The following is a 17,044-nucleotide window of genomic DNA, read 5'->3' on the forward strand; positions in this document are numbered from 1 at the left end:
TTTATTCGTGCGGTACCACTACGTTGTTATATGTTTCATAAATTCTTTTAACTCTGCAAAACTTTTTTCAAATTCATAATCCGAAACAAATTCTTCAATTTTCGTTGCGTGTCTCTCTAATTCCGTTCCGGCAACCAACCTCATCAACTCATTGGTTTTATTAACTGCCTTGAAACTATTTCTTGACAACAATATTTTGAGCTCTTCCAAAATTTTATCCAGCTGTTCCTTTTTATTTTCATCAAAAACAACTGCGATATCACTCGTAGTGTCTTCTTTTCCTGTAATCAGCTGTGCCTTTATCGAATCTAAAATTGGTGTTATCAAATTCTGTAACTCATCTAAATCTTTGTCAATACTGTTCTGACCGTCCTCTTTTAATTTTTGCTCAAAGTTCTTTGAATATAAAAATAACTTTTCCGCTCCTATATTTCCGGCAACTCCTTTCAATGTATGAATATCTTTTTTCAAATCATCGATGTTTTCCGACTCACGATGTCTTTTTCTTATTTCATCAACAAACCCTTCATAATGTTTGTAAAACTTAATCAAGAGTTTCTGATACAATGAAAGTTTATTATTAATCCGATTCAATCCGTTTTTCAAATTCACCCCCTCGATTGCAGTTATTTCCTGAACTTCATTTTCCGCAATCGGCACTTGCACTTCAGTTCTATTCTCAACAACTTGAATCCATTTATCAACCGACAAATAAAATGTATCGGGATTTATTGGTTTGGAAATAAAATCATTCATTCCAATTCTCAGACAATTTTCTTTTATTTCTTCCACAGCATCGGCCGTTAAAGCAACAATTGGTAATTTTTTATATTCATCCATTTTTCGAATTTCGATAGTCGCGTCATACCCGTCCATTACCGGCATTTGTAAATCCATAATTACCAATTCATATTTTGAGGGATTTCCCGAACCCCGAACTTTTGAAACAGCTTCCAATCCATTGTTTGCTATTTCAACACTGACTCCAACTTCCTGTAACATTCCAATTGCTACATCCTGATTTACTGCATTATCTTCAACCAGAAGGACATTGGCCCCTTGTACGCGACTTTTTATTTCAGATAAAAACGGGACTGAATATTTCTCTTCACGAACGTCTTCATTTTTCCCAAAAACATCCAGAAGCGTGTCGTAAAGAGTTGAGTAACTAACAGGTTTTATTAACGTTGAATTTACGCCAACCTTTATCGCCTCACTAATAACATCTTCACGATTATAAGCAGTAACCATAATTATTGAAGGAACTGACTTTATTTTACCACTTTTTTTGATCTGTTTAATGGTTTCGATACCATTTAATCCTGCCATTTTCCAGTCAATAAGTAACAGATCGAAATTTTCACCACGGTCTTTTTCCAATGCTGCGATGGCATCCCTTCCATTGTTGACTATCGTAATTTCAGATTTTATTTCAGAAAGCAAACCAGCTAGTATTGTACAAGAAGTTTTGTTGTCGTCGCAAATTAAAATCCGGCTTTCTTTTAGCTCAGACAAATCGTTTCTCCGACTGTCTGCTTTTGCAGTATTCAACCAAAGTGAAAAGCCAAAAGTACTTCCGGTATTTTTTTCACTTTCCACCCAAATTTCGCCGCCCATTAACTCAACCAAACGTTTGCTAATTGATAAACCAAGACCTGTTCCACCATATCTTCGCGTTGTTGTTCCATCAGCCTGACTAAAAGAATGAAATAACCTTCCTATTTCATTCTTTGTAAGTCCAATTCCTGTATCAGATACCGAAAACAATATTTTGAGTTGCTTTTCCTTAATCTCCGTGATTTCGGCTTTTATTACAATTTCACCTTCTTCAGTAAATTTAATCGCGTTGTTTGATAAGTTAACAAGTACCTGTTTTATTTTTAACGAGTCGCCGATTAACAATTTGGGAATTCTCCGATCCAAATCCATAATCACTTCCAGATTCTTTTCATGAGCTTTAAAGGTTACAACATTCGTAAAATCAATAAACAACTTTTCGAGGTCAAATTCGTGAAGATCAAGTTCCATTTTTCCCGCTTCAATTTTTGAAAAGTCGAGAACATCGTTTACAATTCCCAAAAGAGTAACACCTGACGAATGCACTTTTGAAAGATGTTCCCGTTGTTTTTTTGCCAATTTGGTTTGAAGGGTTAGATGCGTTAAGCCGATAATCGCATTCATTGGTGTTCTAATCTCATGACTCATCCTTGCCAAAAATTCACTTTTTGCTTTGGTTGCCAAAACCGCCTCTTCTTTGGCAAACGATAACTGAAGCTCGGTTTCTTTTATTTTGGTTAAATCAACAAATGAAATGATATGACATTCTTTTCCGAGATAGTTAATGGGATAAATGGAATACATTCCCCAAACTTTTTCAGCTGTCCCAAGACGTCGAATTTGTATTTCCTGATTATATACAAAACCAACAACCGACAACCTGTTCATTATCTTCATTCTATCTTCAAAACTGACCCAAATATTTTCCGGGTCGTATTTATCAATCCTTTCTATTTGATGAAAATCCAGCAGTGCTTTATTACATTTTAAAATCCTGTTCTTATTAAAATCAACAACAAAAATTGGAACAGGTACAGTTTCGAAGATTCGCTCCGAAGTTCTTCGTGCAAGATCGGCCTTTTTTTCTGCTTCTTTTAGTGGAGTAACTTCTAAAATCCAACTCAAAATACTTTCCCTTCCATCAATTTGCGTTACTGAATAGTTTACAATACAGTCAATAACTTTTCCGTTTTTATCTAACTTATTCAACTCATAATTGAAAACATATTGTTGGTGCTTCAGCTGTTCCATTACTGTGTCGCGATCCTGTTTTCTTATATATGTTGGAACAATAGACTCTCCCTTTCTCACACCGAAAATATGTTCAAAACGTTTATTACTGTATTGAATAATACTGTCAGTAGTTAAAGCAACAGCAATCGGGCTTGTATCCATTATCTGCTGTAGCCTTTCTCGTTCAGCATTTAAACGTTCTTCTGCTACTTTATTCTCGGTGTTATCGATAGTAATACCTGATACTTCTTTAATGGAGCCGGATTTTCCTCTCTGTGTTACCCGGGCGATATTCAGAGTCCATATCCATTTGCCTTCTTTTGTTTTTATCCTGTACTCAGCGGTGTGCACAGGCAACAAACCTTGAATATGCTTCTCATACGTATCCATTGTTTTTTCAATATCAGCAGGCTCTACCAGACTCAAGTACTCGTCCTGGTTTGTAGGGTACTCATTTTCTGCATATCCCAGGCGCTGAAAAAATTGTTCTGACTCAAACTTTAATTCTCTTGTTTCTATGTTTTGAACCCAATAATGCGCTCCCATTTCCCGAAGAGAAATCTTTAAACTATTTAACTCTTCTTTTACAGAAATTTGATTTTTCTTTTCTTTTGTAATATCAGTAAAAATCCCGTCAATTACATCAGTGCGAAAAAACGAACATCCTCCGCTAAACCTTAACCAGACAAGATCTCCATTAGCAGAGTTAAAACGAAAAGAAAATTCAACAGATTTGTTTTCTTCTGCAGCAGATTTCAAATTATCATCAACCAGTTTCTTATCATCTTCATGAATTGCATCCCACCAACGAAACGTTTTTGAAATCAATTCTTTATGGGTAAAACCAGTAACTCTTTCAACAGATTTACTACAGTATAGAATGGGCCAGTTTTCCTTATTATCAAAACGAATAAACAGACCAAACAATTTTTCATTGTATTCAATTATTTTTCGCTCAGTGTAGCTCAATTTTTGAATATACAAATTTGAGAAAGAAGTGCTCATAAGGCTTGGTATATAAAAAGGTGTAGCTCAATAACGTTTTATTTCTATTATTCCTGTTTTACTGCATAAGTAAACAACAAACACGCAACTATATAGTTCTGCAAAAAAAATAAACTTTTTTATATCAATGGATTCAATATAAATCATTTCCATCAAATTAAAATCATTTTGTTTAAAAAAAATCACTAACATTTCAACATCTCAATTGTTTTATTAAAAAGCTCGTTTATGAAATGGAAGACAAAAGACAAACACCTCGAAAAAGAATTCACATTTTCAAACTTTGCGGAAGCTGTAAGTTTTGTGGATAAAATTGTTCCTTTAGCTGAGGATGCAAATCATCACCCTGATATTTTGATTCATTCCTACAAAAAAGTAAAAATGATGCTTTTCACACACCGCGAAAATAAAATTACAGATAAGGACTATTCACTGGGGGAAAAAATCGACGAAATTTATTTAACTCCAAAACAAATCTAATTACTTTTAGTATTTCTGAGAGTTTTCTGAACGCTTTACAAATGAAACTTTATGAAAATATTTACGCTTGCAGTTGTAATTTTTATCTTTTTAAATTCTTTTGGACAAACACGCGAACACGCTTTTGAAATTAATAAAAAACTAGGCCGCGGAATCAATTACGGGAACATGTTTGAAGCGCCAACCGAAACATCGTGGGAAAACCCGTGGCAGCCGGAATATGCATCGATGATTGCAGAATTGGGTTTTAATCACGTTCGGATTCCGATTCGTTGGGAACCCGAAGCAAGAAGTTCCCTGACTTCTCCCTACACAATTGAAACTTCATTCTTGAACCGGATAAAACAGGTCGTTGATTCAGCATTAAATAACGATTTGTTTGTGATAATAAACATGCATCACCACGATTCGTTGTATGCCTATCCCGACGCACAAAAAGAGCGTTTTCTGGCTCAATGGAAACAAATTTCCGATTTTTTAAAAGACTATTCGGATTCGCTTCTTTTTGAAATATTAAATGAACCCCACGGAAATCTTACCACTGATAAATGGAATAGTTTGTCAGGCGAGGCACTACAAACCATTCGAATGGATAATCCGGACCGAATTGTTTTGATTGGCACTGCTGAATACGGCGGACTCTTCGGGCTTCCTGAGCTCCAACTCCCAGATGATGAAAATATAATTGTTACCGTTCATTACTACAATCCATTTTCATTTACCCACCAGGGAGCAAGCTGGGCAGGAGATGATGCTGATAGCTGGCTGGGAACAGAATGGACGGACACCAAAGATGAAAGAGATGTGATGCGGCAGGAATTTTCTTCGTTGGTAACATTTAGCCTGGAAAATTCAATTCCGGTTCATATTGGTGAATTTGGTGCATATAGTGAGGCCGACATGACTTCCCGTGCAAAATGGACCACTTTTCTCGCCCGTTATTTTGAACAGCAAAACTGGAGCTGGGCTTATTGGGAATTTAGTGCCGGATTTGGAATTTATAATCCCAATGCTGAAACGTACTATGAAGATTTGGTAAATGCGCTCCTTCACAATAAAATGCCGGAACCGGCAAGCTATAAGGGGACAACTGTTTATACCTCCGATTTTGAAAACTCGACCGACAACTGGAATTTATACACACAGGGAACCGGTGATGCAGAACTCTCCAACGGCAACAATTCATTGGAAATAACCATTTCAAACGGAAGCACAGAAAGCTGGCACGTACAATTGGTTCGAGGGAATATTTCTTTGGAAAAAGGGAAAAAATACAGATTATCGTTTAGGGCAAAAGCGGATGCCAACCGGTCTTTTTCGCCCTATGTGGGGCAAAGTATTTCCCAATGGTCATCATACAGCGGCTATAACGCTTATACTGCGAATGACAGTCTGCAAACATTTACAGTCATTTTCGACATGACAGAAAACGACGACCGGGCTCGCATTGTATTTGATTTGGGAAAATCTGATATCAATTTTTCAGTGACCGGTATCTTACTTGAAGAAATTGAGTTGGTTACAAACTTATCAGAGAAAAAAACCACTCCGGAAGGAATTGAAATTTATCCCAACCCGGTAACTGAAAACCTAATTGTAAAAAACAATGGAGACTACAAGCAGATATTGATTTTTAACATTTCCGGAGAATTGATTTTACAAAAAGAACTGCAACAAAATGAAAATATTTTTAACCTGGCAAACATAAAACCAGGGATGTACTTTGTTCAGTTGAGAAAAAATTCGGAAGTCTTTTCCACAAAAATCATTAAACAATAAATTTTATTTCTGTTTGTAAACTTTTACATAATCGATATAATATTTCTGCGGGAAGATTGATTCATCAATTCCCTTTTGACCGCCCCATCCGCCTCCGATAGCGAGATTAATCAGCAGATAATGCGGTTTATCAAAAGGCCAGGTGTCGTTGCCTGTATTTTCATTTTTAAAGCTGAAGTACAGCGTATTATCTATGTAAAAATCCATGTGATCTTCAAACCACTCAAGGGTATACACATGAAAATCTTCATATGGTTTTTGAACTACAGTACTGTTTCCCTTGTTTGTTCCCAACACATGATTATACGATTTTGTATGAATATTTGCATGAATTACGTTCGGCTCAAAGCCGACATTTTCCATGATATCTATTTCGCCGCAAGCTGGCCATCCGGTTCCATTCTTAATACTTGTCCCCAGCATCCATATTGCCGGCCAGGTTCCACGTCCGGTAGGAAGTTTTGCCTTTACTTCCACCCTTCCGTATAAAATATTTCTTTTATTAAAGGTATTTATGCTTGCCGATGTAATTTCGTTCCCTTCAAAATTGTCTTTTCGGGCCTCAATAATCAAATTACCATTTTCAACATGTGCATTTTCAATTCTTTTTTCGGTATAATACTGGGCCTCGTTATTCCGGATATACCCCACTTCGTACGACCAGATATTTTTATCGGGTAATCCGTCGGTATCAAAATTATCCTCCCAAACCAATTCCCACTTTGTATTTCTGCTCTCAGCTTCAGAACCCAAATTTTGCGCACAGGCCGTAATAAACGTACAAAAACAAAGCAGCAACATTAAAAATCTCATTTCCAGTATATTTTGTGTTTTCTCCAAAGATAATTTTTTTAAGCGAATTTTAAATCTCGGTTAAATACGCAACAACTCAAACATATTCAACAAATGAACTGTTACTTTTGGCAACAAAGTAAAATGAATGGAAATACAGGTCTCACCAAAAGCAAAAGCTTTAATTTTTGATTTAGACGGAACCTTATCAGATTCTCTGCCGGTTCACGTTGAAACGTGGAATCAGATTGGGAAAAAATACGGTTTTGAATTTGATACTCAGATTGTATACGAAATGACAGGCCGCCCAACCATCGAGTTTGCCAAACGGGTTGTGGAACAGTATAATCTTTCGGCAAATCCGGTAGACATTGTAAAACAAAAACAAACTTCTTTTTGGGAGCTTGCCCATTTATTGCGCCCGGTGGAGGAAGTAGTTACCATTGTAAAAAACTACCACGGAAAATTACCAATGGCCGTTGGAACAGGGGCCAGCAGGAAAAGCGCTGAAGTACAGTTAAAAGCACTTGGAATAACTGAATATTTTGATACAATCGTTTCTGCCGACGACGTTACCAGCCATAAACCCAACCCGGATACTTTTCTGGAATGTGCCAGATTAATGAATATTGATCCGGAATTTTGCCAGGTTTTTGAAGATGGTGATTTGGGAATTACAGCTGCTAAAACAGCGGGAATGATGATTACCGACGTCCGCCCGTTTATTAATTACGGCGAATGGGTTCTTTCATAATTGCACTAAAAACGGTCTTACCGCTTTTCCTTATCATTTTTGCAGGATTAATTTTTTCGAAAACAAAAGCGGCCAGCGAAACCTGGGTTGATATTCTGAATAAATATGCCCTCTGGATTGGTTTCCCGGCTTTGGTCATTGCGTCGCTGATGAATTTGGAAGTGGAAGGAGAATCTTATTTAAAGTTGATTTTGTTAAATTCAGCATACATCGTTATTTCCATGTTGCTGGCGTTTCCCGTTGCGCGAATATTCAAGCTTTCCAAACGAATGCGCAGTTCGCTTTTTCTGGTTTTCTCTTTTGGCAATGTTGCCTACCTGGGAATTCCTGTTTTATTTAATGCATTTGGTACCGAAGTTTTACCCACGGCAGCCATCCTATCGGCGGTTTATCTTTTTTGGCTTTTAACGCTTGGAATTATCCTTATTGAATCGAACAGCAAAAAAGAGATTGATATAAAAAAAATCGGATTAAACCTGGTAAAAAATCCGCTGCTGATTTCCATCTTTATTGGTTTGCTGATTGTTTTTTTCAAACTGAAATTGCCCATGATTTTTGAAGAAACAATCAATCTTTTTTCCAATTCCGTAACTGCAGTTGTATTATTCTCGCTCGGAATTTTTCTTGGTTTTAACAAAGTCGGGCACCCCGGAGAATGGATTCAGGTTTTTATTTTTGCAGTGCTTACAATGCTTGTTCTACCGTTTATTTATTACTTATCCATCAAACAGGCAGGACTGGATTCTATGCAGTTTGATGCTTCAATTCTGGATGCCTCAATGCCGCTTGGTGTGACTCCTTACGCGCTGGCGGTACAATACAAACTGGAAACTACAGTTGTTGCGAGAATTGTGGTTTTGGCAACTTCGCTGTCAATTTTTACAATTCCGCTGTGGATGGTTGTTCTGAGTTAATCAAAAATTTGTTGTTAATTCCACTTTATCCAGTTTCCCAATCACAACAATTTCACTGTTATTTCCCGATATTATATTCTCACCTTCAAAAAGTTCGTAGCTTCCGCCTGCTCCCTGCAAAAAAAATTCAAACGCTTCATTTTCAAAACATAGAATTCCTTTTATCCGGTAAATTTCATTTTTATAAACATCTAAAGTATAGGAAAGCCAGTGTTCAAATTCCGACTTATTTATTGGTTTTGAAAACACCATTGTTTGTGTTGAAATCTGGGAATGAGGTGATTTTTCTCCTTGAAAAGCGGGATAAAATTTCGGACGATATGTTACCTTTTCAAGCTCAAAATCGGGTGCTAATCCATATTCTGCAAACTGAATTTTGCTCAGCGGATTTATCTGCTGAACTTGCTTTTTTAAAGCTTCCTTTTCTTCCAATGATTGTTTTTCGGTTTTATTCACCAAAACAAAATCGGCCACTGCAATTTGTTTGTATTTCAAATCCTTTTCATAACCGTTATGAAAATTCAAAGCATCGAGCAGACAAATTGTACCGTCAAAAGAATAAAGTTGCTGTAAATTTTCATCCCGAAAAAACGGACGAATAACCGATGCCGGATCGGCAACACCGGTGGTTTCAATTAGCAAATGTTCCACATTCGGAAAACGTTTAGCCAATTCCTGTAAAACCAATTCATATTCATCGGTAATTGTGCAACAAATACATCCTTCTTTTAATTCAAACATCTGACTGGCTTCCACGCCTTTTATCAACTTTGTATCAATTGCTATGTCGCCAAACTCATTTTCAACCAGTGCAAATTGTTTTTCAGAATATCGTTTTAATAATGAATTTATAAATGTAGTTTTCCCCGATCCTAAAAAACCTGTGATTACAGTAACTATTATTTTTGAATTATTGTGCATATAGAACGTTCAAATCTTAAGTGAATAAAAATAAAAAAGCCACTTAAACTAAAAAAATGATTCACCTAGCTAAATACCCCAAACAGGTTTAAAATAACAATTACAAGTGCAACAAGTAAAACATACCTCACATATTTTGCACCTCCTTTTACAGCAAAATTAGCTCCGAACCACGCTCCGCCCATATTTCCCGCTGCAAGAATTAATCCTGCTGAAATGTTTGCCTGTTTGTTGACAATAAAAATTCCGAGTGAAAAAACGGTATATATAAGGACAATAAATACCTTCAAAGCATTTGCTTTAACAAGATCCTGCCCGCACCCGAGTACCAGGCCTGCCAATAGAAAAAAACCAACACCCAGTTGAATAAAACCTCCATATAATCCAATAAAAAAGAAAATAATATACTGCAGAGAAGTAGGTTTTGCCAGTGTTTGACCAACTCTTTCCTTTACCCAGATTTCTGGCTTTGCAACCACGAACAGAAACATAACGACCATTAAGCCGGCAATTATTTTTTTAAGCAGCAACGGATCGAGCTCAACTGCAAACAAAGCACCGATTATTGAACCAGCTGTTGCCGGAACCGCAAGTTTATAGTCGGTTTTTAAGTTGAGTACCTTTTTTTGCCGAAATGTATTTACACCAATAACATTTTGAAGTAAAATGGCAATTCGATTGGTACCATTTGCGACATTGGCCGGAAGTCCCAGAAACATTAGCAAGGGCAACGTTAGCATCGAACCACCTCCCGCAGTTGTGTTAATAAAACCAGCTGCCAATCCGGTACCGATAAGAGCAAGAATCATGTACCATTCCATAACGAAGCTAAAAGTTGAATATTTAAAGTTCAAAGTTTAAACCTATAAGATTTAAACTTTGAACCCGGGATACTTTGAACTAATACGCAAACAACGGGAAGTCTTTCATCAAGCTATGAACTTTTCCTCCCACCATTTTTAAAGTCTTTTCGTCTTCAATATTTGAGATAACATCGTCTATCAACTGAACAACTACCGGCATTAAATCTTCTTTTACTCCTCGTGTTGTAATGGCCGGAGTTCCAAGGCGTAATCCTGAAGTTTGGAAAGGAGAACGGCTATCGAACGGAACCATATTTTTGTTCACCGTAATTTCCGCTTTCACTAAAGTATTTTCAACCACCTTACCGGTTATCTCAGGGAATTTAGTACGTAAATCAATCAACATCGAGTGATTATCTGTTCCGCCCGAAATAACTTTGTAACCCAAATCGATAAAAGCCTGCGCCATTACATCTGCATTCTTTTTCACCTGCTTTTGGTATTCTTTGAATTCAGGAGAAAGTGCTTCGCCAAAAGCAACCGCTTTAGCAGCAATTACGTGTTCCAGCGGACCACCTTGTTGTCCCGGGAAAACAGCAGAATCGAGCAACGATGACATCTTTCGAACTATACCTTTTGTTGTTGTTATTCCCCATGGGTTTTCAAAATCTTTACCTATCAAAATGATACCTCCACGCGGGCCACGCAAAGTTTTGTGCGTTGTAGAAGTAACAATATGTGCATGTTCCACCGGATTTTTCAATAAATCAGCAGCAATCAAACCGGCTGGATGTGCCATGTCGATCATCAAAATTGCACCAATTTTATCCGCGATTTCACGCATGCGTTTGTAATCCCATTCACGACTGTAAGCCGAAGCTCCACCAATTATCAATTTTGGTTTGTGTGCCAGTGCCAGTGCTTCCATTTCATCGTAATCAACCAAACCGGAATCTTCTTTCACTTTGTACGCAATCGGGTTGTAAAGAATTCCTGATGAGTTCACATGAGAACCGTGAGAAAGGTGACCTCCGTGCGACAAATCCAAACCCAGAAAAGTATCGCCCGGTTTTAAAACAACACTCAAAACAGCAGCGTTGGCTTGTGCTCCTGAGTGCGGTTGAACGTTTGCCCACTCGGCATTATACAACTCTTTGATACGGTCGATAGCCAGTTGCTCCGTCATATCTACAATCTGACAACCACCATAGTAACGTTTTCCAGGGTAACCTTCTGCGTATTTATTGGTCATTACCGACCCCATCGCTTCCAAAACCTGATCACTCACAAAGTTCTCTGAGGCAATTAATTCGATGCCGCTAAGCTGGCGTTCCCGTTCTTTTTGAATGATATCAAAAACCAAGGTATCTCTCTTCATTTTCGTCAATTCTTTTAATTAAAAAACAAAGGTAATACATTTTAAAAAGAGGCCTTTGTTGATAAAGTAAATAAAAACCCACTATTTTTGAACAATTAACAGTGAGTTGCCAAGCAAACGCTTCTGACTCAAAGTTTTTTTATTATGAATAACACAAAACGACCTGATTTTTTAAGTGCTTTATGTATTCTTTCGTTTATCGGAAGCGGATTTGCATTTTTAGGCTATTTTATATCATCACTTTTTTTTGAACAAGTTTCAGAATTGATAATTAAATATTCTTCCTGGCATTCAACCGAAACAATTTCACCTTTGTACTTTACAACTTTAATGGCCTTGTATGCAATTTCTTTAGCCGGTGCCATCAGAATCTGGAAGTTTCATCGCGACGGAGTTTTGATTTATTCCGCAGCACAAATACTTATTTTGTTGCTTCCTGTGTTTTGGGTAAACAGACAGGCATTTTCGGTAACAAATCTAATTTTTACGGTCGTTTTTATTTTAGGGTATGTTCTGAATTGGAGGAAATTAGGATAAATCATGGCAAATTGCCATATCAATTTATTAAATTTCGTTCTTAATTTCCGGACTGTATAAGTTTAAATCAAAGCAGCTGCATCAAAATAAAAAACAGCAATAAAAGAAGGCTGGAAATAATACTATTCTACAACAATGTTTTTATAAATTAGCTCTAACAAAAGTTTTTTATCGATAGGTTTTGTAAGACATTCAATACAACCTGCGTTTAAAATTTCACGTTTATCACTTTCATAAGCAAAGGCTGTTTGTGCAATTATTGGAATTTCGGGCTTCTGCTTTTTTACTTCAATGGTAGCATCAATTCCTGATAAGACTGGCATTTTTATATCCATTAATATCAAACTGATATCATCATGTTCCATTACTTTATTTATAGCTTCCTGTCCGGTAACAGCTCTAATCAGTCTCAAATTATATTCCTTTAGAGATTCCTCTAAAAAAGAATAATTATATTCATCATCTTCAGCAATTAAAACAAGTTCATTATTAAACTCGTACGGAGTAATATTGGAGGAAATCAATTGCTCTTTACTCTGGGTTCCAGCTTTATATTCAATTGTAAAATAAAACGTAGTTCCAATATTTTCCACTGAATCAAACCATATTTTGCCATTTAACATCTCGGTACAAGCTTTTGCAATGGATAAGCCTAAACCTGTTCCCTCATATAATTTTTCTCTAGATTCTGCTACTTTCACAAACCTCCCAAATACAATTTCTTTTTTGTCGACAGGAATCCCTATACCTGTATCTTTAACAAAAAAGATGATATTTTTTGTTTCAATCCTGTAGCCAAATTCAATTATACCTTTTTCGCAAAACTTTATCGCATTGCTTAATAAATTGGTAAGAATTTGTCTTAATCTTGTTTCATCGGAGACAATTAAAAAATCAGATTCAGGGATATCTAATTTTAGTAACAAATTAAACTTCTTCTTTGATATCAGGTATGAATGAAAAAAATTATAGAGAGCTATCAATAAACTATTTAATTCAAAATGGTTTTGAGCTACTTTTACTTTTCCTGCTTCAATCAACGATATATCAATGATATCATTGATGAGTGCCATTAAATGTTCTCCGCTTTTTCTTATAACATCCGCATATCTCTCAATATCGTCATCTGTTTTATTCTTATCTTTAAGAAAAGATGAATATCCAAGTATCGCATTTAAAGGAGTTCTTAGCTCATGGCTCATATTAGCGAGAAAAGCCGATTTCAATCGATCACTTTCTTCCGCTTTTTCCATGGCTTTAACTAACTTTATTTCATCATTTTTTCGCTGCGTAATATTTTGTATATACACATGAATTAATGGCTTATTATTAAGTATGTATTTACAAGGTGTTGCTTCAGCAATAAAAACAGATTTATCTTTACGCACAAAACTGGTTTCAACGCTTAACTTATTTTTATGCTTCATTTCTTCCAAAACCTTAGAAGAATGTTCCAATTCTGATTCAATGTGCAAATCGAATACCTTCATCTCCAACAATTCTTCTTTTGGATATCCAAATTCTTCCACAGCCATAATATTTGCATCAAGAATATTCATATCCATGTCGTGAATTATAATTGGAAGTAATGAAAACTGGAACATTTGTTTATACAAGTCTTCATCTTCATTAAGAGGCAGGAATTCTTCATGTAGATGAAAGCTACTTTCATTTGGTGGAAAATCATCTTGTTTCATAAATAAGTCTTTAGTCAAAACTAATTATTCTATCTCATTAAAAAAACACTAACCTATCTATTCCCCCACTAAAGGTACATAAAAAGGTATGTCTAAAATTTAAATTTATTCTAAAACTCCTTTCTTTTCAAGGACTCTCATCCATTTACATACTATATTTTTTCATATTAAGGTAAATGGAAAAGCCCTTAAAAATATTCTTGCCTAATAAATAAAAACCAGCAATTTGCAGTGCATCTCTCTTTATTTGAATTAAAATGACCCCTTTTATTTTCTGACTTTTCCTTTTTTATCTCCTTTTATTGATAATCCATTATCTCAAAATTACCAAAAATAAAAAAGGATAGCCCCTTTTGAGGGAATGCTATCCTTTTCTTCATCCGTCATTAAAATCTCTATAATTCTTTTGTTACAGCCGGGCCTTTCCAAGGTTCCAGAACCAGCTGCAAATCTTTGTCTTTTACATTGGTTGGCAAATCAGATAAATCCAATTGAATTTGTTTTTCCTCGCCCGAAAATAAAGTGAAATAATTATCGCTGAAGAAAACAGGCAATACGAGTTTTCCGCTTTGTTTATCGACTACTTTTAAGCGCGAAAAGAAAGCAGTCTCTTTTTCTGTATTTTTCACCGTTAAAAGCAATTTGCCGTCCTTTTCTTCGCCCAAACGAACGTCAGGTTGAACCTCTTCCAGTTTTTGCAAATCCTGCATATCCTTTGGCGAATTGGTCAACCAGTAAAGATTTTCATCTACTATTTCTCCTTTTTTATTTTTCAGGTACAAACGGGCAAAATATAATCCGGCAGGCTTTTTTTCCAAATCCAGCTTACCCGCTATTTTATATGAGTTGGCAGAAACATCCAATTTTAACTGCTGCGTATTTAATTTCACTCCATGCAAATTATAAAGTTCTGCTTCTACGCGCAAGCCGTTTTTGGCAACCATCGTTTGGTTCATCACACAAATAGCAGAATCATTTAAATTTAATTGCACATGCAAGGGAGTAGCTCCGTGTTGATAACCGTAAAATCCGCCGGTTTGTTCCAGAAATACATCGTAAAACTGGCCACGCAACGAAGTCCATGGATTTTGATTTTTCCACACCAGCATTCCTGTATAAACATCCCACATTCCGGCATTAAAACCTTCCTGCAAAGCCCGGTATTGTTCATAATTCACTACTTGTGCCTTTTTACAAAAGTCGTCAATTCCGGCAATCTCACCAAAACGTTCAATGTGATCGCCGTAACCAATGTACTTGTGATATTGCCAAACATTGTTTCCACGGTCGTTTACCGGTGGCGTTAAATCTTTTTCATCCATCATTTTCCGCATGGCTTCCACATTGGGTACTCCCACCGAACCAAGTTCCGGATTAAACGGATACGAACGAGTTACAAAAAAACGCAACGGATTCTGAATTCCGTAAGGGCCGTCACCAACTCCGCCAATGGTATTTCGCAAGATACTGTCGGAAGTTGAATAGCTCACATAAAAACGAGTAGGGTCTACATCCGGGAATATTTCGTCGTGGAGTTTTAAATCAATATCTGCCGGTGGAGGAAATTCGTTTCCTCCGCAATACAGATATAAACTTGGGTGATTGCGTAACATCTTTACCTGATCGATTACAGAACTAAAAAACAAAGAATGATCATCGGGGTACGACTGACGCCGTGCCTGCGATTCTTTCTTTTTCGGGTCGAACCAACAACCGTTACAATCGCCGGTAATCCACAAATCCTGCCATACCAAAATTCCATATTTGTCACATGCATTATAAAATTCAGGGCGTTCGGTAATAGAACCTCCCCAAACACGAATCATATTCATATTCATTTGTGCGTGCATACGAACTTCTGCATCGTAGCGCTCTGGAGTGAGACGCAACAACAAATCGGATGAAATCCAGTTTCCGCCTTTTATAAAAACTTTCCGGCCATTCACCAGGAAAACACGTCCGCCTACTTTTTCATCAAAATAAGTGCTGGTTTCACGAATTCCAAAATCAACATCTTCTTCATCGGAGACAAGATTTGCCTGTTTAAATTTCAATTTCAGGTGCTCCATATTTTGCTCCCCTACTCCATTGGGCCACCACAATTTTGGGGTTTTGATTTCTATCTCAGGAAAAGAAACGGTTTGTGTTTCTCCTTTTTTCAAAGTTACCGGTACCGACCATTTTTCATCGCCCAACGATGCGACAAGATCTCCTTTTTGCTCTTGTTCCGAAGTATTCACAAGCTCTGCAGAAATATCCAAGAATGCCGGGTCTTGTTTTCCGCCGGGCAAACGTTTTCCGGGAACTCTTGTTTTTATAAAAGGAGCACGAATATCAACGTTGCCAGTAATTTCCAGGGAAACGTTATCCCAGATACCGGTATTTCTGTCGCGAACCGCACAAACCCAGTCCCAGCCGGGAGTGTATTGTTGTGTAACAGAACGAGCAATTACACCATCGCCCCCTTGTCCTCCATTGGCTTTTCCTACCGGACTTGGCGGCTCAACCAACACGGCCAGATTATTTTTTCCAGACTCATTCAGAAAAGAAGTTATCAGATATTTTTCACGCAAAAACATTCCTTCATGTGTGTCAAAGCTCACCCGTTTTCCATTCAAAAAAACATTGGCAGAATAATTTATTCCCCTGAATTTTAACCACACCTGCTGCCCCGGTTTTAAGTAGGGAACTTCAAATTCCTTTTGAAACCAAAAAGTGTAATACTCCGGGCCCGTTTCATAAATATCGGGAATCAACTCGTTGTTCATTCCATAAAAAGGATCCGGAACTTTTTTGTTGTGCAACAAAGTAGTTAACACTGTTCCCGGAACCACAGCATCCATCCAGTCGAAAAACTGAAAACCGGGTGACGAAATCACCGTTCCATCTGCAGGCAACTCGCTTGCCCGCTTGGCTTTCCACCCTTCATTTAAACCAATTTCACTTTTTTGTGCCTTTGTTTGAGCCACTGAAAACAAAAGCCAACAAAATGTCAGCCCAACCACTAAAAACCTTTTCATATTCTATTTATAATTTCACGATTTTCCATCTTTAGTAAAAGTAATTTTTTGTTTTACGTAAACCATAAAGAAATCTGGTTAAAAAAATTAACTCAAAGAAATTTAATGATCCCTAAAGAAAGTACATAGTGGTCTGTTTTCTCCCTCTACCTTATTTTTTTTATGAGTAGAAAT

General features: G+C 36.8%; 12 protein-coding genes. 5 read left to right on the forward strand and 7 right to left on the reverse strand.

All coding sequences use genetic code 11. The features are described 5' to 3' along the window. Positions 1–18: 18 nt before the first annotated feature. A complete protein-coding gene (locus tag K5G00_RS18500) occupies positions 19–3,759 on the reverse strand; it encodes a response regulator (RefSeq protein ID WP_238767674.1) in 3,741 nt (1,246 codons plus the stop codon). 264 nt (positions 3,760–4,023) lie between these two features. Here K5G00_RS18500 and K5G00_RS18505 point away from each other — a divergent pair, with 264 nt between their 5' ends. Together K5G00_RS18505 and K5G00_RS18510 are read left to right on the forward strand one after the other, a co-directional pair. Continuing rightward, positions 4,024–4,275, forward strand: coding sequence for a 4a-hydroxytetrahydrobiopterin dehydratase (locus tag K5G00_RS18505; protein WP_238767675.1), 252 nt, complete (start codon positions 4,024–4,026; stop codon positions 4,273–4,275). A gap of 51 nt (positions 4,276–4,326) precedes the next feature. Beyond that, the gene (locus tag K5G00_RS18510; protein ID WP_238767676.1) at positions 4,327–6,054 is read left to right on the forward strand and encodes a cellulase family glycosylhydrolase; all 1,728 of its coding nucleotides are present in this window, start codon (positions 4,327–4,329) and stop codon (positions 6,052–6,054) included. A 3-nt stretch (positions 6,055–6,057) separates the two neighbouring features. On the opposite strand, the gene K5G00_RS18515 is transcribed toward K5G00_RS18510, so the two are convergent. Further along, on the reverse strand, positions 6,058–6,867 hold the full coding sequence (locus K5G00_RS18515; protein ID WP_238767677.1) for a glycoside hydrolase family 16 protein: 810 nt from the start codon (positions 6,865–6,867) through the stop codon (positions 6,058–6,060). 127 nt (positions 6,868–6,994) lie between these two features. Between K5G00_RS18515 and K5G00_RS18520 the strand changes: the two genes are divergently transcribed. After that, positions 6,995–7,600 carry a beta-phosphoglucomutase family hydrolase gene (locus K5G00_RS18520; protein ID WP_238767678.1) on the forward strand — a complete coding sequence of 202 codons (606 nt, stop codon included), beginning with the start codon at positions 6,995–6,997 and terminating at the stop codon, positions 7,598–7,600. After that, positions 7,585–8,514: an AEC family transporter gene (locus K5G00_RS18525; RefSeq protein ID WP_238767679.1), complete on the forward strand. Its 930-nt coding sequence runs from the start codon at positions 7,585–7,587 to the stop codon at positions 8,512–8,514. The genes K5G00_RS18520 and K5G00_RS18525 overlap by 16 nt, the downstream gene beginning before the upstream one ends. Here K5G00_RS18525 and K5G00_RS18530 read toward each other — a convergent pair whose 3' ends face one another. The 3 genes from K5G00_RS18530 to glyA all read right to left on the reverse strand — a co-directional run bounded on the left by K5G00_RS18530 (position 8,515) and on the right by glyA (position 11,616). Continuing rightward, positions 8,515–9,435: a CobW family GTP-binding protein gene (locus tag K5G00_RS18530; protein WP_238767680.1), complete on the reverse strand. Its 921-nt coding sequence runs from the start codon at positions 9,433–9,435 to the stop codon at positions 8,515–8,517. 65 nt (positions 9,436–9,500) lie between these two features. After that, positions 9,501–10,256 carry a sulfite exporter TauE/SafE family protein gene (locus tag K5G00_RS18535; protein WP_238767681.1) on the reverse strand — a complete coding sequence of 252 codons (756 nt, stop codon included), beginning with the start codon at positions 10,254–10,256 and terminating at the stop codon, positions 9,501–9,503. A 79-nt stretch (positions 10,257–10,335) separates the two neighbouring features. Then, positions 10,336–11,616, reverse strand: a complete 1,281-nt coding sequence (gene glyA / locus K5G00_RS18540) for a serine hydroxymethyltransferase (RefSeq protein ID WP_238767682.1) — start codon at positions 11,614–11,616, stop codon at positions 10,336–10,338. A 144-nt stretch (positions 11,617–11,760) separates the two neighbouring features. Between glyA and K5G00_RS18545 the strand changes: the two genes are divergently transcribed. Continuing rightward, complete coding sequence (locus tag K5G00_RS18545) at positions 11,761–12,153, forward strand: hypothetical protein (RefSeq protein ID WP_238767683.1); 393 nt, start codon at positions 11,761–11,763, stop codon at positions 12,151–12,153. Between the two features lie 122 nt (positions 12,154–12,275). Here K5G00_RS18545 and K5G00_RS18550 read toward each other — a convergent pair whose 3' ends face one another. Continuing rightward, positions 12,276–13,850, reverse strand: coding sequence for a hybrid sensor histidine kinase/response regulator (locus tag K5G00_RS18550; RefSeq protein ID WP_238767684.1), 1,575 nt, complete (start codon positions 13,848–13,850; stop codon positions 12,276–12,278). A 395-nt stretch (positions 13,851–14,245) separates the two neighbouring features. Then, on the reverse strand, positions 14,246–16,870 hold the full coding sequence (locus K5G00_RS18555) for a glycoside hydrolase family 2 protein (RefSeq protein ID WP_238767685.1): 2,625 nt from the start codon (positions 16,868–16,870) through the stop codon (positions 14,246–14,248). Between the last annotated feature and the right edge of the window lie 174 nt (positions 16,871–17,044).

This window comes from Maribellus maritimus, from assembly GCF_022267315.1.
GTDB classification, from domain to species: Bacteria; Bacteroidota; Bacteroidia; order Bacteroidales; family Prolixibacteraceae; genus Draconibacterium; species Draconibacterium maritimum.